General features: G+C 41.3%; 24 protein-coding genes and 3 tRNA genes. 10 read left to right on the forward strand and 17 right to left on the reverse strand.

Annotated features, from left to right (window positions below; genetic code table 11):
- Positions 1 to 155: 155 nt before the first annotated feature.
- The 4 genes from gltX to DY200_RS06505 all read left to right on the forward strand — a co-directional run bounded on the left by gltX (position 156) and on the right by DY200_RS06505 (position 2,441).
- On the forward strand, positions 156 to 1,595 hold the full coding sequence (gltX, locus tag DY200_RS06490; RefSeq protein ID WP_115587408.1) for a glutamate--tRNA ligase: 1,440 nt from the start codon (positions 156 to 158) through the stop codon (positions 1,593 to 1,595).
- Between the two features lie 49 nt (positions 1,596 to 1,644).
- Positions 1,645 to 1,720 (forward strand) — tRNA-Ala (locus tag DY200_RS06495).
- 212 nt (positions 1,721 to 1,932) lie between these two features.
- On the forward strand, positions 1,933 to 2,184 hold the full coding sequence (gene yefM, locus DY200_RS06500; RefSeq protein ID WP_005605062.1) for a YoeB-YefM toxin-antitoxin system antitoxin YefM: 252 nt from the start codon (positions 1,933 to 1,935) through the stop codon (positions 2,182 to 2,184).
- Positions 2,181 to 2,441: a Txe/YoeB family addiction module toxin gene (locus DY200_RS06505; protein WP_115587409.1), complete on the forward strand. Its 261-nt coding sequence runs from the start codon at positions 2,181 to 2,183 to the stop codon at positions 2,439 to 2,441. Before yefM ends, DY200_RS06505 begins: the two co-directional genes overlap by 4 nt.
- 156 nt (positions 2,442 to 2,597) lie before the next feature.
- Here the strand turns inward: DY200_RS06505 and DY200_RS06510 are convergent, their stop codons facing one another.
- From DY200_RS06510 to clpP, 4 genes are all read right to left on the reverse strand, one after another.
- Positions 2,598 to 2,765: a Trm112 family protein gene (locus tag DY200_RS06510; protein WP_009875287.1), complete on the reverse strand. Its 168-nt coding sequence runs from the start codon at positions 2,763 to 2,765 to the stop codon at positions 2,598 to 2,600.
- Between the two features lies 1 nt (position 2,766).
- Positions 2,767 to 3,747, reverse strand: a complete 981-nt coding sequence (lpxK, locus tag DY200_RS06515) for a tetraacyldisaccharide 4'-kinase (protein ID WP_115587410.1) — start codon at positions 3,745 to 3,747, stop codon at positions 2,767 to 2,769.
- A 93-nt stretch (positions 3,748 to 3,840) separates the two neighbouring features.
- On the reverse strand, positions 3,841 to 5,100 hold the full coding sequence (gene clpX, locus DY200_RS06520; protein WP_115587411.1) for an ATP-dependent protease ATP-binding subunit ClpX: 1,260 nt from the start codon (positions 5,098 to 5,100) through the stop codon (positions 3,841 to 3,843).
- Positions 5,100 to 5,690, reverse strand: coding sequence for an ATP-dependent Clp endopeptidase proteolytic subunit ClpP (gene clpP, locus DY200_RS06525; protein ID WP_005601821.1), 591 nt, complete (start codon positions 5,688 to 5,690; stop codon positions 5,100 to 5,102). The genes clpX and clpP overlap by 1 nt, the downstream gene beginning before the upstream one ends.
- A 123-nt stretch (positions 5,691 to 5,813) precedes the next feature.
- On the opposite strand from clpP, the gene DY200_RS06530 reads away from it, so the two are divergent.
- Positions 5,814 to 6,206 carry a SufE family protein gene (locus DY200_RS06530; RefSeq protein WP_005618838.1) on the forward strand — a complete coding sequence of 131 codons (393 nt, stop codon included), beginning with the start codon at positions 5,814 to 5,816 and terminating at the stop codon, positions 6,204 to 6,206.
- A gap of 61 nt (positions 6,207 to 6,267) precedes the next feature.
- On the opposite strand, the gene DY200_RS06535 is transcribed toward DY200_RS06530, so the two are convergent.
- The 3 genes from DY200_RS06535 to dnaQ all read right to left on the reverse strand — a co-directional run bounded on the left by DY200_RS06535 (position 6,268) and on the right by dnaQ (position 7,342).
- A tRNA-Asp gene (locus DY200_RS06535) sits at positions 6,268 to 6,344 on the reverse strand.
- A gap of 42 nt (positions 6,345 to 6,386) precedes the next feature.
- Positions 6,387 to 6,463 (reverse strand) — tRNA-Asp (locus tag DY200_RS06540).
- A gap of 102 nt (positions 6,464 to 6,565) precedes the next feature.
- Positions 6,566 to 7,342 (reverse strand): DNA polymerase III subunit epsilon, encoded by a 777-nt coding sequence (gene dnaQ, locus DY200_RS06545; protein WP_115587412.1) that lies wholly within the window; start codon positions 7,340 to 7,342, stop codon positions 6,566 to 6,568.
- 190 nt (positions 7,343 to 7,532) lie between these two features.
- Here dnaQ and DY200_RS10690 point away from each other — a divergent pair, with 190 nt between their 5' ends.
- A complete protein-coding gene (locus DY200_RS10690) occupies positions 7,533 to 7,691 on the forward strand; it encodes a hypothetical protein (RefSeq protein WP_155930789.1) in 159 nt (52 codons plus the stop codon).
- A gap of 76 nt (positions 7,692 to 7,767) precedes the next feature.
- On the opposite strand, the gene ettA is transcribed toward DY200_RS10690, so the two are convergent.
- Entirely contained in the window at positions 7,768 to 9,438 is a 1,671-nt protein-coding gene (ettA, locus tag DY200_RS06550) for an energy-dependent translational throttle protein EttA (RefSeq protein WP_115587413.1), read from the reverse strand.
- A 165-nt stretch (positions 9,439 to 9,603) separates the two neighbouring features.
- Between ettA and DY200_RS06555 the strand changes: the two genes are divergently transcribed.
- From DY200_RS06555 to DY200_RS06565, 3 genes are all read left to right on the forward strand, one after another.
- Positions 9,604 to 9,942, forward strand: coding sequence for a carboxymuconolactone decarboxylase family protein (locus DY200_RS06555; protein WP_115587414.1), 339 nt, complete (start codon positions 9,604 to 9,606; stop codon positions 9,940 to 9,942).
- Complete coding sequence (locus DY200_RS06560) at positions 9,935 to 10,303, forward strand: rhodanese-like domain-containing protein (RefSeq protein WP_005598332.1); 369 nt, start codon at positions 9,935 to 9,937, stop codon at positions 10,301 to 10,303. The genes DY200_RS06555 and DY200_RS06560 overlap by 8 nt, the downstream gene beginning before the upstream one ends.
- 104 nt (positions 10,304 to 10,407) lie before the next feature.
- Positions 10,408 to 10,695 (forward strand): hypothetical protein, encoded by a 288-nt coding sequence (locus DY200_RS06565; protein ID WP_005605079.1) that lies wholly within the window; start codon positions 10,408 to 10,410, stop codon positions 10,693 to 10,695.
- Between the two features lie 57 nt (positions 10,696 to 10,752).
- Here DY200_RS06565 and murA read toward each other — a convergent pair whose 3' ends face one another.
- The 7 genes from murA to mlaF form a co-directional block, all read right to left on the reverse strand.
- Positions 10,753 to 12,027: a UDP-N-acetylglucosamine 1-carboxyvinyltransferase gene (gene murA / locus DY200_RS06570; protein WP_005601833.1), complete on the reverse strand. Its 1,275-nt coding sequence runs from the start codon at positions 12,025 to 12,027 to the stop codon at positions 10,753 to 10,755.
- A gap of 131 nt (positions 12,028 to 12,158) precedes the next feature.
- Positions 12,159 to 12,419: a BolA family protein gene (locus tag DY200_RS06575; RefSeq protein WP_005601835.1), complete on the reverse strand. Its 261-nt coding sequence runs from the start codon at positions 12,417 to 12,419 to the stop codon at positions 12,159 to 12,161.
- A gap of 12 nt (positions 12,420 to 12,431) precedes the next feature.
- Positions 12,432 to 12,785 carry an STAS domain-containing protein gene (locus DY200_RS06580; protein WP_115587415.1) on the reverse strand — a complete coding sequence of 118 codons (354 nt, stop codon included), beginning with the start codon at positions 12,783 to 12,785 and terminating at the stop codon, positions 12,432 to 12,434.
- Positions 12,786 to 12,794: 9 nt separating this feature from the next.
- Positions 12,795 to 13,433: a phospholipid-binding protein MlaC gene (gene mlaC, locus DY200_RS06585; protein ID WP_115587416.1), complete on the reverse strand. Its 639-nt coding sequence runs from the start codon at positions 13,431 to 13,433 to the stop codon at positions 12,795 to 12,797.
- A 71-nt stretch (positions 13,434 to 13,504) separates the two neighbouring features.
- A complete protein-coding gene (mlaD, locus tag DY200_RS06590) occupies positions 13,505 to 14,032 on the reverse strand; it encodes an outer membrane lipid asymmetry maintenance protein MlaD (RefSeq protein WP_115587417.1) in 528 nt (175 codons plus the stop codon).
- A gap of 18 nt (positions 14,033 to 14,050) precedes the next feature.
- A complete protein-coding gene (gene mlaE / locus DY200_RS06595; RefSeq protein WP_115587418.1) occupies positions 14,051 to 14,827 on the reverse strand; it encodes a lipid asymmetry maintenance ABC transporter permease subunit MlaE in 777 nt (258 codons plus the stop codon).
- On the reverse strand, positions 14,820 to 15,623 hold the full coding sequence (mlaF, locus tag DY200_RS06600) for a phospholipid ABC transporter ATP-binding protein MlaF (RefSeq protein ID WP_115587419.1): 804 nt from the start codon (positions 15,621 to 15,623) through the stop codon (positions 14,820 to 14,822). Before mlaF ends, mlaE begins: the two co-directional genes overlap by 8 nt.
- Positions 15,624 to 15,893: 270 nt before the next feature.
- Here mlaF and DY200_RS06605 point away from each other — a divergent pair, with 270 nt between their 5' ends.
- A complete protein-coding gene (locus tag DY200_RS06605; protein ID WP_115587420.1) occupies positions 15,894 to 17,288 on the forward strand; it encodes a DegQ family serine endoprotease in 1,395 nt (464 codons plus the stop codon).
- A 39-nt stretch (positions 17,289 to 17,327) separates the two neighbouring features.
- Here DY200_RS06605 and DY200_RS06610 read toward each other — a convergent pair whose 3' ends face one another.
- Together DY200_RS06610 and argR are read right to left on the reverse strand one after the other, a co-directional pair.
- Complete coding sequence (locus DY200_RS06610) at positions 17,328 to 18,215, reverse strand: TIGR01777 family oxidoreductase (RefSeq protein ID WP_115587421.1); 888 nt, start codon at positions 18,213 to 18,215, stop codon at positions 17,328 to 17,330.
- Positions 18,215 to 18,676: a transcriptional regulator ArgR gene (argR, locus tag DY200_RS06615; protein ID WP_115587422.1), complete on the reverse strand. Its 462-nt coding sequence runs from the start codon at positions 18,674 to 18,676 to the stop codon at positions 18,215 to 18,217. The genes DY200_RS06610 and argR overlap by 1 nt, the downstream gene beginning before the upstream one ends.
- Between the last annotated feature and the right edge of the window lie 50 nt (positions 18,677 to 18,726).

An 18,726-nucleotide genomic window follows, 5' to 3' on the forward strand; every position in this document is an offset into this window, starting at 1 on the left:
TTTTTAACATTTCGGCGTGTTTGTTGAATTTTTCGTCCAAAACCTTTATTTTTTACGTTTTTTAACCTTCAACCACCGGATTAACCGTAGTAGAATAGAAAAATCTTTTGTTTAAAAAAGCCAATCACGGCAAATCATTTAATAGGCTCACAATAATGAATATCGAAACTCTTTTCCCCTTAGCTCCGAATGTAAAAGTGCGTACCCGTTTTGCGCCTAGCCCGACCGGCTATTTACACGTTGGCGGCGCACGTACCGCTTTATATTCTTGGTTATATGCAAAACATTTTAACGGTGAATTCGTATTACGTATTGAAGATACCGACTTAGAACGTTCAACACCGGAAGCTACCGCTGCTATTCTTGAAGGCATGGAATGGTTAAATCTTGCTTGGGAACACGGTCCGTATTATCAAACCAAACGTTTTGACCGTTATAACCAAGTTATCGATCAAATGATCGAACAAGGTTTGGCGTACCGTTGCTACTGCTCAAAAGAACGTTTGGAAAACTTACGTCACGAACAAGAAGCGAATAAAGAAAAACCTCGTTACGACCGTCATTGTTTAGCTCATCACGATCAACCTGCGGATGCGCCGCACGTTGTGCGTTTTAAAAATCCGCAAGAAGGTTCGGTAGTGTTTGACGATGCGGTACGCGGTCGTATCGAAATCAGTAATAGCGAATTAGACGATTTAATTATTCGCCGTACGGACGGTTCGCCGACTTATAACTTCTGTGTGGTGGTAGATGACTGGGATATGGGGATTACCCACGTTGTTCGCGGTGAAGATCATATCAACAACACACCTCGCCAAATCAATATTTTAAAAGCATTAGGCGCACCGATTCCGACTTATGCACACGTTTCCATGATTAACGGTGATGACGGTCAAAAATTATCGAAACGCCACGGTGCGGTAAGTGTTATGCAATATCGTGACGACGGTTATTTACCGGAAGCATTAATTAACTATTTAGTACGTTTAGGCTGGGGTCACGGCGACCAAGAAATTTTCAGTCGCGAAGAAATGATCGAATTATTCGACATTCACTCGGTAAGCAAATCGGCAAGTGCTTTCAATACCGATAAATTACAATGGTTAAACCAACACTATATGCGTAGCTTACCGGCTGAACACGTGGCAAAATATTTAGCGTGGCATATGAATGATCAAGCAATCGATACTTCAAGCGGCCCGGCGTTAGAAGAAATCATTCCGGTGTTAAGTGAACGTGCGAAAACATTAAAAGAGTTAGCTGCTGCAAGCCGTTATTTCTATCAAGAATTTGACGGTTATGATGAAAAAGCTGCGGCGAAAAACTTTAAAGCGGAAGCGGTTGCACCACTTGCAAAATTATTGGAAAAATTAACCGCTTTAACCGATTGGAGCGTAGAAGCGATTCATGATGCGATGAATGCGACTGCGGCTGATTTAGAAATCGGTATGGGTAAAGTAGGGATGCCGTTCCGTTTAGCGGTAACCGGTTCCGGTCAATCGCCGTCAATGGATATTACTGCAAAATTAGTCGGACGTGAACGTACTTTAGCTCGTATCCAAAAAGCGATTGAGTTTATTCAAGCGCAAGCATAATTTCCTATTGACAGTTACAGTGGCTGCATTTATTATGTCGCCACTTTTCGGGGATATAGCTCAGTTGGGAGAGCGCTTGAATGGCATTCAAGAGGTCGTCGGTTCGATCCCGATTATCTCCACCAATTCAAAATAAACTGATGTAAATAAACGTCTACGCAAGCCTTATAGCACAACGCTTTAAGGCTTTTTTATTATCTCTACATGCCTTGCGTATCCTGAAATCATTATTAATGATAGGAACATAACTAACCGGCTCTATTTTGTTGTTTACCGTTGTCTTTTATTGTTTCTATATGTACAATATATTGTACATATAAATCAAAAGGAGTAATAAATGCAAGCAATAACCTACACAGAAGCACGCCAAAATCTAGCCGGTACAATGTCAAAAGTAGCAGAAGATTTTGAGCCTATTTTAATTACAAGAAGCAAGGGCGGAAATTGCGTACTTATGTCGTATGAGCAGTATAGTTCACTTGAAGAAACCGCCTATTTAATGCGTTCCCCGGCTAACGCTCAAAGATTACTAGACAGCATGGCAGAATTGAAGCAAGGGAAAGGCATTGAAAGAGAGCTAATCGAATGAAGCTAACTTTCTCGTCTAATGCGTGGGAAGATTATTTATACTGGCAAAAAACCGATCAAATAATTTTGAAACGTATAAACAGTCTGATTAAAGATATTCAACGCCAACCATTCGAAGGTATAGGAAAGCCTGAACCGCTAAAATTCAATCTTTCGGGCTTTTGGTCAAGGCGAATCAATGAAGAACACCGCTTAATTTACACCGTGGAAGATGAAACAATTTTAATAGTAGCGTGTAGATACCATTATGATCAGTAATTTAAAACGCCTTATTCAGAAATGGATAGGGCTTTTTTATTACCAATAAATATGGCTATGATGACCGTAGTCGTAATCGCAAGCGGTTAAATTTCAACGATTTTTTGCAAAAAGTCCGTAAAAATTGACCGCTTGTGCTTTAAATTTTTAAGACATTTAGTCTTCGAGCTTTTCGCCTGCTTCCGGTAATAAAACCGGAATACCGTTTTCAATTGGATAAGCTAATTTTGCTTCACGGCTAATCAAGCGATTATTGGCTTTATCCCATTCCAGTCCGGTATTGGTTACCGGACAAGCAAGATGATTAATTAGTTTTTCGTTCATATTATTTTCCTAATCGTTTTAAAATCGGTTCGAGTAAACAAGCGGTCGATTCCAGAGAAAATTTTGCAGAAACCGGTACATACCACCAATTTTGCTGAGCAAAAGTTCGGCATTTTACCGCATCTTTTTCCGTCATAAGTAATGGAATTTGTTCGGCTGCAAGCGCTTTAAGTTGAGCTGGTTCAAATGCTTGGTGATCGGCAAAGCCTTGTGTTTTAAGTAATTTAACGCCTAAATTTTCAAGCATATTAAAAAATCGGGGAGGATGCCCGATTCCGGCAATCGCCACACATTCTTGCCCGATAAAATCAGTTATCGGCTTTTGCTCGCCCGTTCTTAGATTAACAGCAAATTCAGGCTCGAGAGTCATTAAATGTTCATTCTGATGAGCAATACCACCGTTACAGATAATCGCTTGTACCGTTTGTAAACGGCTTGGCAGCTCACGCAAGCCGCCGGCGGGCAAAACAAAACCGTTACCAAAACGGCGCACGCCATCAACCACAACCCATTCGATATCTCGCTGTAAGGCGTAATGTTGCAAGCCGTCATCGGTAACAATTAAATCCAGCTCAAATTGATTCAATAATAATTCGATACTTTGCTGACGATTAGGTGAAATTGCCAGCGGTACACCGGTTCGTTGCACAATCAACACAGGTTCATCGCCCACCATTTCCGCTGAACTCTGGTTGGTGACTAATTGAGGAAAATCCTTACTTTTGCCGCCATATCCGCGCGAAATCACACCAACTTTCACACCACGTTGTTGTAGCTGTTCCACAAGCCACACAACCACAGGCGTTTTTCCGTTACCACCCACCGAAATATTACCGACCACTAACACCGGCACCGGAGAGCGGTAAGATTTTAAGATTTTTTTGCGAAACAAAAACAAGCGGATTTGACTAACCAGCCAAAACAACAATGAAAACGGCGCAAGCAGCCAAGTGATAATTGAGGTAGATTGCCAAATATTCATATAATTTCTTTAAAGATACTGTCGTTTGCGTAACGGCGATGCCTACAGATAAAACAAATGGACAATGAAGAACATTGTCCATTTTAGCGATGCTTATTCTACTTTCGGCTTATCACCGCTTTCAACACAACCTTTACCAATCGTCACTTTTTTCACATCTTTTTCTGCTTTAAGTGTCGGTAGGTTATACATCGTATCTAACAGTAGATTCTCAACAATCGAACGTAAACCACGTGCACCGGTTTTACGTGAAATAGATTTCTGCGCGATTGCAATTAACGCCTCTTTGGTAAATTTCAGCTCAACACCTTCCATTTGGAATAATGCTTGATATTGCTTGATAATCGCATTTTTCGGTTCGGTTAAAATTTGAATTAACGCTTCTTCATCCAGTTCTTGTAACGGAGTCACAACAGGTAATCGACCGATAAGCTCCGGAATTAAACCGAATTTAACCAAGTCTTCCGGCTCAACTTGTTTGAATAACTCGGTGAGATCTTCACGTTCTTTATCTTTTTTCAATTCTGCGCCAAAACCGATTCCGCCTTGCTTGTTACTACGAGCCTCGACAATCTTATCTAAACCGGCAAACGCTCCGCCACAAATAAAGAGGATTTTAGAGGTATCGACAGGGATCGTTTCGCCTTTCGGGTGTTTACGGCTGCCTTGCGGATTGATATTCGCTACCGTGCCTTCGATTAATTTTAATAACGCCTGTTGCACGCCTTCACCGGATACGTCGCGGGTAATCGACGGGCTTTCCGACTTACGGGTGATTTTGTCAATCTCATCAATAAAGACGATACCGCGTTCCGCTTGTTCCGCATCAAAATCACATTTCATCAGTAATTTTTGAATCACGTTTTCTACGTCTTCACCAACATAACCGGCTTGGGTCAAGGTAGTTGCATCCGCAACCGCAAAGGGTACGTTTAAACGGCGCGCTAACGTTTCCGCCAATAAGGTTTTACCGCTACCGGTCGGGCCGATTAATAAAATGTTACTTTTACCCAACTCTACGCCGTTGGTTTCTTTATGACCGGAAAGCGCGTTACGTAAACGTTTATAGTGGTTATAAACCGCTACGGACAACACTTTTTTCGCATGCTCTTGACCGATAACATACTCATCTAAATGCGCATTGATCTCGTGTGGCGTCGGCACATTTTCAAAAAACTTCTGTTCGTCCTGTTTTTCATCGATTAACGGTTCTTCTTCGCCGTTTAACAAAGCGTAAGACTCTTCAATACAGTGATTACAGATATAGCCTTCCGTACCTTCAACCAGCTGATCCACTTCAGTACGTCTTTTGCCACAAAAACTACAATGCGGTTCTTTCTCGAAATTTGCCATTATTTTATATCTCTGTGCGTTAAAACTTTATCAATTAGACCGTATTCCATCGCTTCAACCGCCGACATAAAATTATCTCGCTCGGTATCCGCCGCCACTTTCTCAAACGGCTGTCCGCTATGTTCCGCCATTTTTCGAGTCAGCATTTCTTTTAATTTTAAAATTTCTTGCGCTTGAATTTGAATATCGGTCGCTTGCCCTCTCGCACCGCCTAGAGGTTGGTGAATCATTACGCGAGCATTCGGTAATGCGAAACGCTTACCTTTCGCACCGCCTGATAATAAAAACGCACCCATTGAACAAGCCTGTCCGGTACAAAGCGTTGCGACGTCCGGCTTGATAAAATTCATAGTGTCGTAAATTGCCAAACCGGCGGTTACTACGCCGCCCGGTGAATTAATGTATAAATAAATATCTTTTTCAGGATCTTCAGCTTCTAAGAAAAGCATTTGAGCGACAATCAAATTCGCCATATGATCTTCCACTTGCCCCGTTAAAAAAATAATACGTTCTTTAAGCAAGCGAGAATAAATATCATACGATCTTTCGCCTTTTGAGGTTTGCTCAACCACTATCGGTACTAATGCCATTTTTGTATTCCTATATATAAAATCAAAAAACGAGTAATTCTATCAAACTTTAAGAAAATCATTAACAATAAGCGGTCAGATTGTTAAAATCTTTTGCAAAATTTAGAGGTAATCAATAAAAATATGACTTTAACTGACATTTATCAAAAATTCGAAATTTGCAAATCTTGGGAGGAAAGATACCGCTTGCTGATTCAATTAAGCCGTCAGTTAGCTAAACCGACTGAAGAAGAGTTAGCGCAATTGCCTGAAATTCACGGCTGCGAAAGTCGTTTATGGTTTGAGTTTCAAGCGACACCACGTAAGGTTCGCGCCTATAGCGACGCCCGTTTAATGCAAGGGATTTTATTTATTGTCACTATTGCGTTGTCGGAAAAATCCATCAGCGAATTACAAACATTCTCAATTCCAAAACTTTTTGAAACATTAAAAATTTCCCAAAATTTGACCAGTACTCGTCTTAACGGCTTGCAACAAATCCAAGCGGTTATTTCACGTTTATGTCAAAGCGAATAAATGATTGATTCTATAAAACGAAAAAAGCCTCTGATTTCTCAGAGGCTTTTTCTTGAAAAAGTGGCGGAACGGACGGGACTCGAACCCGCGACCCCCTGCGTGACAGGCAGGTATTCTAACCAGCTGAACTACCGCTCCACACGGTATTATCGAATTAAATTCAATAATTAAAAAATTAATTGGCGGAATGGACGGGACTCGAACCCGCGACCCCCTGCGTGACAGGCAGGTATTCTAACCAGCTGAACTACCACTCCGCAACTGGTAATCCGAATCATACGGATTTATACCGCAACCGTCAAACAATTTTTCACGAAACGAATTTATTTGCTTATTTTAAAATCAAATAAATCAAGCAATTAGTGAATTTGCTCCGATTCCATTTCATTCGAGCGCATCCAAATACAATTCCCCTTAGATTTTTTATCAATCAGTTTGAGATATTCTTCGTGTGCCGTTTGCTCTTCTTCACTCAGAGATAACACAATTAAACCGCTTGTTTCAAACTTCGTTATTGTGCCTAAACCGAGATCCGCAACATTTTCGTGATTCGAAGTGGCATCTTCTTCACCTAATAAAGCCAGCTGCCCGCCGGTCATCATTAGGAAAACGTCCGCCAGAATCTCCGCATCCAGTAACGCCCCGTGAAGCACACGTTTACTGTTATCAATGCCTAAACGGTCGCACAAAGCATCTAAATTATTTCGCTTACCTGGATACATCTTTCGTGCCATTTGTAGGCTATCGGTAACTGTACACATTTCAGATGTTTTAGCCGGAGGATTAGGCAGATAAGAAAATTCCTGATCCATAAATGCCACATCGAAGGGTGCATTATGAATAATCAGCTCAGCTCCTTTGATGAAATCTAAAAACTCATCGGCGATGTCAGCAAAAACAGGTTTATCCTGCAAAAATTCATTGGTAATTCCGTGAACTGCAATCGCTTCTTCAGCGACTTCACGCGGTGGCTTGATATAAACGTGGTAAGTTCGCCCGGTCAAACGGCGGTTAATCACTTCAACCGCTCCGATTTCGATAATATTATGCCCAATTTGTGGCGGTCCACCTGCCATATTCATTCCTGTGGTTTCAGTATCCAGAACCACTTGGCGAATAATTTTTTCTTCTGTCATATTTTCCCTTTCTATAATTTGATCTTGTAAAATTTTACCAAAATTGAACCGCTTGTAGAGAAATTTTTACTTTGAGTTTTAAAAGTAGATTAAATGCACAAAAACCATACATTGAATGTGGTTAAATTGCTTTCGTTAAAAGATGATTTTTAATATAATATAAAAGCTTTAATTTTAAAGGAGACAAAATATGAAAAATATAATGAAAATTTTTGCAGTTGTATCTGTTGTTGCAACATTAGCCGCTTGTACAGGTGTGCGTGGACACGACGGTTCAGGTCCTGTATGTGAAAATGCAACCTTTATGGGCATTTCTATTATTGAAGCGGTTTCTCCGTGTAAAAAATAAATTCTATTTTTATACGTAGAGATATGAAAAAGCTCAAATCTGATGGCAGATTTGAGCTTTTTTAGTTTATTACGCTTTATTTCGCAATTCGTTTATATTTCATACGATGTGGCTGAGTAGCTGCTTCACCGAAGGTTTTCTTCTTCCACTCTTCGTATTCGGAGAAGTTACCTTCGTAGAAGGTTACTTTGCCTTCATCGCCGTAATCTAAAATGTGGGTGGCGATACGGTCTAAGAACCAGCGGTCGTGCGAGATAACCATTGCACAGCCAGGGAATTCTAAGATCGCATTTTCCAACGCACGTAGGGTTTCTACATCAAGGTCGTTGGTCGGTTCGTCCAATAACAGTACGTTACCGCCACGTTGTAGAAGTTTCGCTAAGTGTAAACGACCACGTTCACCGCCTGATAATTCGCCCACACGTTTTTGTTGATCCACACCTTTGAAGTTGAAGCGTCCAACGTAAGCACGGCTTGGGATCTCAAAGTTGCCGATGGTTAAAATATCTTGTCCGTTTGATACTTCTTCCCACACGGTTTTCTTATCGTCCATTGCATCACGGAACTGATCCACAGAAGCAAGCACCACGGTTTCACCCATTACAATAGAGCCGCTATCCGGCTGTTCTTGTCCTGAAAGCATACGGAATAAGGTCGATTTACCTGCACCGTTTGCCCCGATAATACCAACAATCGCCCCTTTCGGAATGCTGAATGAGAGATCATCAATCAAAGTACGTTCGCCATAAGATTTGGTTAAATTTTGCACCTCAATTACTTTATCCCCTAAGCGTGGACCAGGTGGAATAAAGAGCTCGTTGGTTTCGTTACGTTTTTGGTATTCGCCACTATTAAGTTCGTCAAAACGTGCCATACGTGCTTTACTTTTCGCTTGGCGACCTTTCGGGTTTTGACGCACCCATTCCAATTCTTTCGCAATCGATTTTTGACGTGCGGATTCCGCCGCCGCTTCTTGTTCTAAACGTTTCTCTTTTTGCTCTAACCAAGAAGAATAGTTACCTTCCCAAGGAATACCTTCACCACGGTCAAGCTCTAAGATCCAGCCTGCTACGTTATCTAAGAAGTAACGGTCGTGGGTAATCGCTACTACCGTACCTTCATAGTCATGTAAGAAGCGCTCTAACCACGCTACCGATTCCGCATCCAAGTGGTTGGTCGGTTCATCTAACAATAACATATCCGGTTTTTCGAGTAATAAACGGCAAAGCGCCACACGACGGCGTTCACCACCCGATAAATGTTCGATTTTCGCATCCCATTCCGGTAAACGTAACGCATCCGCCGCACGTTCTAATTGGTTATCAAGATTATGGCCGTCATGCGCTTGAATAATCGCTTCTAAATTCGCTTGCTCTGCGGCTAACTTATCGAAATCCGCATCCGGATCCGCATATAACGCATAAACTTCGTCTAAACGCGTTAGCGCATTTTTAACTTCCGAAACCGCTTCTTCAATCGCTTCACGCACGGTTTGTTGCGGATCTAATTTGGGCTCTTGCGGTAAATAACCGATTTTAATCCCCGGTTGCGGACGAGCTTCACCTTCGAACTCTTTATCCACGCCCGCCATGATACGTAATAAAGTTGATTTACCCGCACCGTTTAAACCAAGCACACCGATTTTTGCACCCGGAAAAAAGCTTAAAGAAATATCTTTAAGGATATGACGCTTCGGCGGCACGACTTTGCCGACACGATGCATTGTATAAACAAATTGTTGGGACATTTTTATTCCTCATTTCTCTTATGAAAATCGCTAGTTATTCTACTTGAATTTCCGGCGGAAATATAGGTTTGCAAAATTTCTTAAAAATTTCACCGCTTATTGTAATATTCTTTAAAATCTATCGTCCAAAACTCCGTATCCACATTCAAGTAAGAGGAAAATTTTATGTTTCAAGACTGGAAAGCTCATACGGCGCACGTAAAAAAATCATTCGGCGCATTGGGTGCAAAGCATCCTAAAATGTTTGAAGCTTATCAAGCTTTAGGTGAAGCGGCGGCAGCGGAAGCGCTTGATCACAAAACGCGTGAACTAATTGCGCTTGCCGTAGCGGTAACCACTCGTTGCGACAGCTGTATTAGCGTACATGCGGAAGAAGCGGCAAAAGCCGGTGCAACGGAAAGTGAGATTGCGGGCGCATTAGCAACCGCTATTGCGTTAAATGCAGGTGCGGCTTATACCTATTCTTTAAGAGCTTTAGAAGCAGTGGCGGTTCAAGATGAATAAATTAACTTACCTTTTAGGCGCTTTAGTGTTAGCTACTCCCGTCCTAACGCAAGCGGCGGAAATGAAAGAGACGGAGCAAACAATGCAAAATGCACCGCTAAAAGCTAAAGGTATTTGGATTGACGTCCGTACTGCGGACGAATTTCAACAAGGGCATTTAGACGGTTCGATTAATATTCCTTTCGAACAAATTGCGGATCATATTAGCAAAGTAAGCCCGAATAAAGACGAACCGGTACATCTGTATTGCCGTTCCGGACGTAGAGCGGAAACCGCATTACAAACGTTAAAACAACTCGGCTATAACAATGTAACTAACCACGGAGGCTATCAGGAACTGATCGAAAAAGGTTATAAATAAATAAATAGAAACTAGATTTCTTATTAATGATTATTACACACTTTTAAGTACAAAAATTAACCCAACAGATTTCTTTAATTTTTACTTTCTAAAAGGAGAACTTCATGAAAAAATTAACTCTACTTTCTTTATTATTCGCATCAGTTTCAATGCCTGCATTAGCGAATGCGGCGGATATGAAACATGACGACATGATGAAAGCCGATTCGATGAAACACGACGGTATGATGAAAGATGACGGTATGAAACATGACGGAATGATGAAAGATCACGCCATGAAACATGATGGCATGATGAAAGATGACAAAATGATGCACGATAAATCAATGTCGAATAAAAAAATGAAAGACGGCAAAAAATCACATAAACAGAAAAAAGATTCCGGTATGTAATTTTGCCTATAAAAATGACCGCTTGATGCGGTCATTTTTATTTAAAACAGTAGGAAATTACTCTTCAAACTTAGTTGAAAATCTCTCGATTTTTGCCCCGATTCCACGTAATTTATCTTCAATATGTTCGTAACCCCGGTCAATGTGATAAATACGATCCACAATAGTTTCACCTGAAGCGATACAACCGGCTAATACTAAGCTAATTGATGCGCGTAAATCCGTCGCCATCACTTCCGCCGATTTTAATTTTTCGACACCGTGGCAAATTGCGGTATTACCCTCAATTTCACCTTTTGCCCCCATACGATTTAGTTCGGGAATATGCATAAAACGATTTTCAAAAATCGTTTCGGTAATACGGCTTGTTCCTTCCGCTACAACGTTAAGCAAAGTAAATTGCGCTTGCATATCGGTTGGGAACCCTGGATGCGGCATAGTACGAATGTTTACCGCTTTCGGACGCTGACCCTTTGAGTCTAACGTAATCGTATCTTCGGTTACGGTGACTTCCATACCCGCTTCACGTAATTTTTCAATTACCGCTTCTAAAGTATCCGCTTTGGTTCCGCGACAAGTAATTTTACCGCCGGATACCGCTGCGGCGACTAAGAATGTGCCGGTTTCAATGCGGTCGGCAACGATACGATGCTGGCAACCGGTTAAACGTTCCACACCTTCGATAGTAATCGTATCAGTACCCGCACCAGAGATTTTTGCTCCCATTGCGTTTAAGAATAATGCGGTATCTACGATTTCAGGTTCACGCGCCGCATTTTCAATTGTCGTTGTACCTTCCGCTAAGGTCGCCGCCATCATTACCGATAATGTCGCACCTACGCTGACTTTATCCATATAAATACGCGCACCGTGTAAACGACCGTTTGAAGTCGCCTTCACATAACCTTCATCCAATTCGATAAGCGCACCCATTTTTTCTAAACCGGAAATATGCATATCGACGGGACGAGCTCCAATCGTACAACCACCCGGTAATGAAACTTGCCCTTCGTGGAAGCGAGCGACAAGCGGTGCCAACGCCCAGATCGAAGCACGCATGGTTTTGACCAATTCATAAGGCGCAACGTAGTGATCGATTTTACTTGCATCAATTTGTACTGCGCCGCTTTCGTCACGTTCAACCACTACGCCTAATTTACGTAAGATTTTAAATGTCGTGTCCACATCTTTAAGATCAGGAACATTAGTTAAAGTCACAGGTTCTGTTGCCAAAACGGCAGCAAAAAGAATCGGGAGTGCCGCATTTTTAGCACCTGAAATATCAACGGTTCCGCTTAATGTAAAAGGACCGTGAACACGAAATTTTTCCATTATAAAATCCTTCGAAAATAAATAATTGACGATTGATAACCGAATAACTCAAAATACAAGCGGTCATTTTTGCAAATTTTTTTACAAAAGCGACCGCTTAATCATTCATTATCTTTCACTTATTGCAATCTTTAGCCGGCAATATTGAGTAGGCGATCTTTTTTCCACTGCTCTGTTGAAAATACTTTAATGGTTAAAGCATGGATGGCATTCGTTGCAAAATATTCGCCTAACGGCGCATAAACGGCTTGTTGCTGTTTTACTTTTGATAATTGTGCAAGCTCGTCACTCACCACAATCACACCATAATGCGAATTCTCACCTTGTGCATGAATTTCACTTGCATGAGGCAACGCGTTTTTCAGAATTTCTTCAAGTTGTTTTGGTTCCATTTAGGTATATCCTCAATACTGACAACATTTTTTATTGTCACAAACTAAAAAAGTATTTAACCAATCCGTTAAATCAAAAAGATCCGCTAAAGTTTTTACGACTTCGGGAACATGAATCAAGCAATTTGGCGTTTGTTTTTGATAATAATTCAGTAATTCGGCAAGTAATGTAAAACCGGCGGAATCAACACGCTCAAGATATTTTAAATCCCAGTAAATATGCTGATTACCTTTCGGCGATAAAAAAGAAGCACGCTGCTTCCAAAGCGGAAGCAACGTGTCTCGAGTTAATTCACCGGATAATTTTACAAATAAGCTTTCATTATTTTGCTGAACGCCCCATTGTAATATTTTTTGTGGTTTCATAAAACTATATTATTTGCTTAATGTAATAGGTTGTTTAGCCGATTTAGCCACTTGAGCGGTAAGCGCATCAATACCTTTTTGGCGCAATACGCCGCTCCATTCGTTTTGTTTAGTCGCAACCATACTTACCCCTTCGGCAGCCATGTCATAAGCCTGCCATTCACCGGATTTACTGTTTTTACGCCATTTGAAATCTAATTTCACCGGTTGTGCGCCGTTTGATTGGATTAAGTTTACACGAATACTTACGATCGTTTTTCCGTCCGTCGGTTTCTCATTTTCAACTTGTACTTGTTGATCCGTATATTGCGTTAATACTTGCGCATAAGATTGCTCGACAAATTGACCGAAAGCGGTAAAAAACGCTTCGCGTTGTGCATCGGTTGCCGATGATAAATTTTTACCTAACACTAATTGACCGGCATATTTTACATGTACGTGAGGCATTAAATCGTTACGTACAATCGTACGTAGATATTCTGGATTTGCTTTAATTTTACCTTGATTCGCTTTAATATCACCGAATAATTTATCCGCTGCTTGTTGTGTTAAAACATACGGGCTTGTTTCAGCAAATGCTTGAGCTGAGAATAACGTTACTACTGCAACAAAACCGGTTACGATTACTTTTTTGATATTTTTTAACATTTAAAATCTCCAAATGTAAGGCGGTCGTCCCACCCGAAATAAAATCTTACTTACCGTATAACATTAAGTAATTATTGTGCTTTAGGCTCTTCTTCCTTACCTTCCGCATTTTCTCCGTCAGCTTTATCCGATTTTTTATCACCGTATAAGAACTGACCGATCAAATCTTCCAATACCATTGCCGAATTGGTATCGACAAAACTACTGCCTTCTTTCATATATTCCGTTTCGCCTTCCAACATAAAACCGACGTTTAACGCAATATATTGTTCACCCAATAAACCTGACGTTTTAATCGAAAGCGAACTGGTATCCGGAATTTTATTAAAATCTTCATTTACCGCTAACGATACTTTAGGCGTATAAGTTTGGGCGTCCAAACTAATATCCGAAACTCGCCCTACGACTACCCCGCCGACCTTAATCGGCGCACGCACTTTTAGTCCGCCGATATTGTCAAAAGTTGCATAGAGCGTATAAGTTTTTTCCGAAGTAAACCCTTGTACGTTCGCTACTCGTAAACTTAAAAATACTAATGCGGCTAAGCCGAATAATACAAATAGACCTACCCAAAATTCATATTTAATTGATTGACGCATTATCTTTTCCTTTGTGAATTAACCGCCGAACATAATCGCGGTTAAAATAAAATCCAATCCGAGTACGACTAATGAAGCGTGTACTACCGTTCTGGTCGTTGCTTGGCTAATTCCCTCTGAAGTCGCTACGGAATCATAACCGTTAAATAACGCTATCCAGACGACCGCAAACGCAAAAATAATACTTTTGATAAAACCGTTAATCAGATCGCTCCAATCTACGGAATTTTGCATTACCGACCAAAAACTGCCGCCGTCAACACCTTTCCAATCAACCCCGACTAACGAACCGCCCCAAATACCGATAGCGGTAAAAATTGCGGCTAAAATCGGCATGGAAATCACACCCGCCCAGAAACGCGGTGCAATAATGCGTCTTAACGGATCAACCGCCATCATTTCAAGGCTGGAAAGCTGCTCGGTCGCCTTCATTAAACCGATTTCGGCAGTTAATGCGGAACCGGCTCGACCGGCAAATAATAACGCGGTTACAACCGGACCAAGTTCTCTTAAAAGCGAAAGAGAAACCAAAGTACCTAAGCTCGTTTCCGCTGCGAAATCTACTAGTACTACATACCCCTGCAAGCCGAGTACCATCCCGATAAACAACCCAGAAAGCATAATAATCAGTAAGGATTGTACACCTAAAACATATAATTGTTTAATTAATAGTGGCATATGTTTACGAAACTGCGGTTTACCGATAAGGGCGCCGAACAACATAAAAGTCGCTCGCCCGAAAGCTCGGATAAAACCGATAACAGTGGAGCCGATACCACTAATAAAGTTAATCATTAAATAGCTCCTCGGTATAATCTTTAGCCGGATAATGGAAACGCACAGGTCCGTCCGCTTTTCCCGCCAAAAATTGAATCACTTGCGGATCTTGGCTCGCCTTTAATGCTTCCGGCGAGCCTTCGGCAATCACACGTTTATCCGCCACAATATAGGCATAATCCGCAATACTCAGCACTTCCGCCACGTCGTGCGAAACTACGATAGAAGTCAAATTAAGCGCCTGATTTAATTTTTTAATCAGTTCGACAATCACACCCATACTAATCGGATCTTGTCCGGTAAAAGGCTCGTCATACATAATTAATTCTGGATCGAGTGCAATCGCACGCGCCAAAGCAGCACGTCTTGCCATCCCGCCCGACAATTCCGCCGGCATCAGATCCGCCGCACCTCGCAAGCCGACCGACTCTAGTTTCATTAGAACTAATTTGCGAATGAGCTGTTCAGGTAATTTTGTATGTTCACGAATAGGGAAAGCAACGTTATCGAAAGTGGATAAATCCGTGAACAAGGCTCCCGACTGAAATAACATTCCCATTCGTTGGCGAATCGCGTATAACTGGCTATTTGACGCTTTGCACACATCTTCACCGTCAAATAATATTTCACCGGATTCAGGGACAATTTGTCCGCCAATTAAACGAAGCAAGGTGGTTTTACCAATACCGGACGGCCCCATAATTGCGGTAATTTTCCCTTTCCGTACTTTCAAATTTAAGTTGTCATAAATGACTCGCTCACCTCGTCTAAAGGTAAGATTCTTTACTTCAACCAAGTATTCATGAGCACGCATTGGAATTTTCTTTATTTATACAAAACATAATAAAATGGTTGGCAATACTCTATTAACTGCCCTATAAAGTCAAAGGATTTTTAACTTTTGACAGAAAATGAACAATTTCATGACAATCTTTTGCAGATTTTTTGTCTGAGTAAAGGGTGATTTTTTATAAAGACACTTGCTTTTTTAAGGAACCGTCACCAAATTAAATGGTCTGAGGAAACGCGAGTAACAATGCGAACTCGTTTTATTGTTGCACACAACTTAAAAGGATAAATATAAATGAATAGAGTAATGAAAAAATCAATTTTAGCTTCATTATTATTAGGTCTAGGTTTATTTTCAACGCCGGCGACGACTTTTGCCACTTTACCGATTGCCATTGACGGGCAAACAATGCACAGCCTTGCGCCGATGATAGAAAAAGTACGTCCTGCGGTAGTAAGTATTGCGGTTGAAGGAAAAACACAGGCGGGAAAAACCCAATATCGTCGTGATATTCCGGAAGAATTCGAATTTTTCTTTGGACCGGATATGTTCGGTGAACGCAGTGCGCCACGTAATTTCCGAGGGCAAGGATCCGGCGCGATCATCAATGCTGAAAAAGGTTATGTGATTACCAATAACCACGTAATCAAGGATGCGGATAAAATTACCATTAAACTTGAAGACGGTCGTGAATTTAAAGCGAAATTAGTCGGTGCGGATCCGTTATCCGACGTGGCATTAGTACAAATGGAAAACCCGAAAGATTTAATCGAATTAAAATTTGCCGACTCGGATAAATTGCGCGTCGGTGATTTTAGTGTAGCTATCGGTAACCCGTTCGGTTTAGGTCAAACCGTTACATCCGGCATTATTTCTGCGTTAGGACGTTCGACCGGTAGTATCGACGAAGGTTATGAAAGCTATATTCAAACGGATGCTGCGGTAAACCAAGGTAACTCTGGCGGTCCGTTAATCAATTTAAACGGTGAATTAATCGGTATTAATACGGCGATTATCTCTCCGAGCGGTGGGAATGCGGGCATTGCTTTCGCAATTCCGAGTAATATGGCGAATAGCCTTGTACAACAAATTATCGAATTCGGTGAAGTGAAACGCGGTATGTTGGGTATTAAAGGCGGTGAATTAAATGCCGATCTTGCAAAAGAGTTTAATATCAGCGCACAACAAGGTGCATTTATCAGTGAAGTGTTTGCTGATTCGGCTGCAGCTAAAGCCGGCTTAAAAGCGGGCGATGTTATTACTGAAATTAACGGTCAAAAAATCCGTAGTTTCAGTGAATTACGTGCAAAAGTTGCAACGTCCGGCGTAGGTAAAGAAATCGAGCTGACTTATTTACGTGACGGTAAAACGGAAAAAGCGAAAGTGACTTTACAAGCGGAACAAGGTAAAAGCGTAAGCGCAACCACGAAGGACATTCTCCCCGGACTTAAAGGGGCGGAATTAACTAACTTCGATAAAGATCGCGTTAAAGGCGTCGCGATTGCGAAAGTAGAAAAAGGCTCGTTAGCGGAACAACGCGGTTTGGCGGAAGGCGATGTGATTGTCGGGGTAAACCGCATTGCTGTAGAAAATCTTACGCAATTACGTCAAGTCTTAGATTCAAAACCGTCTGTCGTTGCCCTTAATATTTTACGTAACGGCGCAAACTTTTACTTAATTCTTCAATAAAAACGAAGCATAAAAAATCCCACCGTTGGTGGGATTTTTTTATTTAAGCATTTGTACAAAGTCTAATATTTCATATTTAAATTTAAAACCCGCATCCTGTAATTTCTTAGGAATAAGCGGTTGATTATCCAATAATAATTGCGCACGTTCTCCCAATACCAGTTTTAAGATAAAGCCCGGTACGGGGAAAATCGCATATTTTCTTAAAGCGTCTGCTAAACGGCGATTAAATTCGGTATTCGTAACCGGTTGCGGTGCAACAAGATTAAAAGCTCCTCGACATTTTGTATTTTTCAGCAGAAATAACACCGCTTGTATATGATCTTCCAAGCTAATCCACGCCCAATATTGCTTACCGGAACCTAATCTACCGGCTAAATTAAGACGATATAGCGGTAACATCTTCGCTAAAGCACCGCCGTGCTTGGCGAGTACCATTCCGGTTCTAATTAAGCAAACTCTCGTCACATCATTCGCTTTCAGCGCCGTTTCTTCCCATTGTCGGCAAATTTGTGCCGTAAAGTTTGTACCGCTGCTTGCCGATTCGGTATAAAAATTATCCGATACGGCCAAATCACCGTAAAATCCGCTTGCCGATCCGGAAATAAAGGTATGAGGAGGATTCGAACTCGCTTTTATTAAGCGCACTAATTCGGCGGTAATATTTACCCTGCTATCAACTAAAACCTTTTTCTGCTCGGCTGTCCAAGCCTTATTAAAAATAGGCTCGCCGGCAAGGTTGATCACCGCATCAAATTGATTAAAATCTTTAAAACTTGTTAAATCTCGGCAAAATTCGACCGCTTGCGGCAATGTTGCGGGCATCGCTTGACGAGTTAAAATCGTCAAATTATGCCCTTCCGCAACTAATGCTTTCACTAAAGCCTGTCCGATAAAGCCGGTACCGCCGGTAAGAAAAATGTTCATTAGAAAGAAGACTCGAATAATTCGGTGACATTCTGCATCAGAACTTCCACCGGAGTAACCTTAGTCGGTGTGATAAAAATCGTATCGTCACCGGCAATCGTGCCTAAAATACCTTCGCTTTTTCCCATCGAATCAAGCAAACGCGCGATAAGCTGTGCCGCACCTGGGCTGGTTTTTACCACAATCAACACATCATTATGATCAATATCCACCACTAAATTTTTTAGCGGACTGGACGTTGTCGGCACGCCTAATTCCACAGGCAACTGATAAACCATTTCCATCTTGGTATTACGCGTTCTGACCGCGCCGAATTTTGACAACATACGAGAAACTTTGGACTGATTAATATTCTCAAAGCCCAGCTCTTGTAGTGCGGTGACGATCTCACTCTGTGAACCGAATTTTTCTTGCTTTAATAATGCTTTAAACGCTTCGGATAACTTATCAAGCTTTTCCATTTTCACCCTTTTTTATTTAATGATAAATACTAATTTATGACCGATTCTTG

This window comes from Actinobacillus lignieresii, from assembly GCF_900444945.1.
GTDB lineage: Bacteria > Pseudomonadota > Gammaproteobacteria > Enterobacterales > Pasteurellaceae > Actinobacillus > Actinobacillus lignieresii.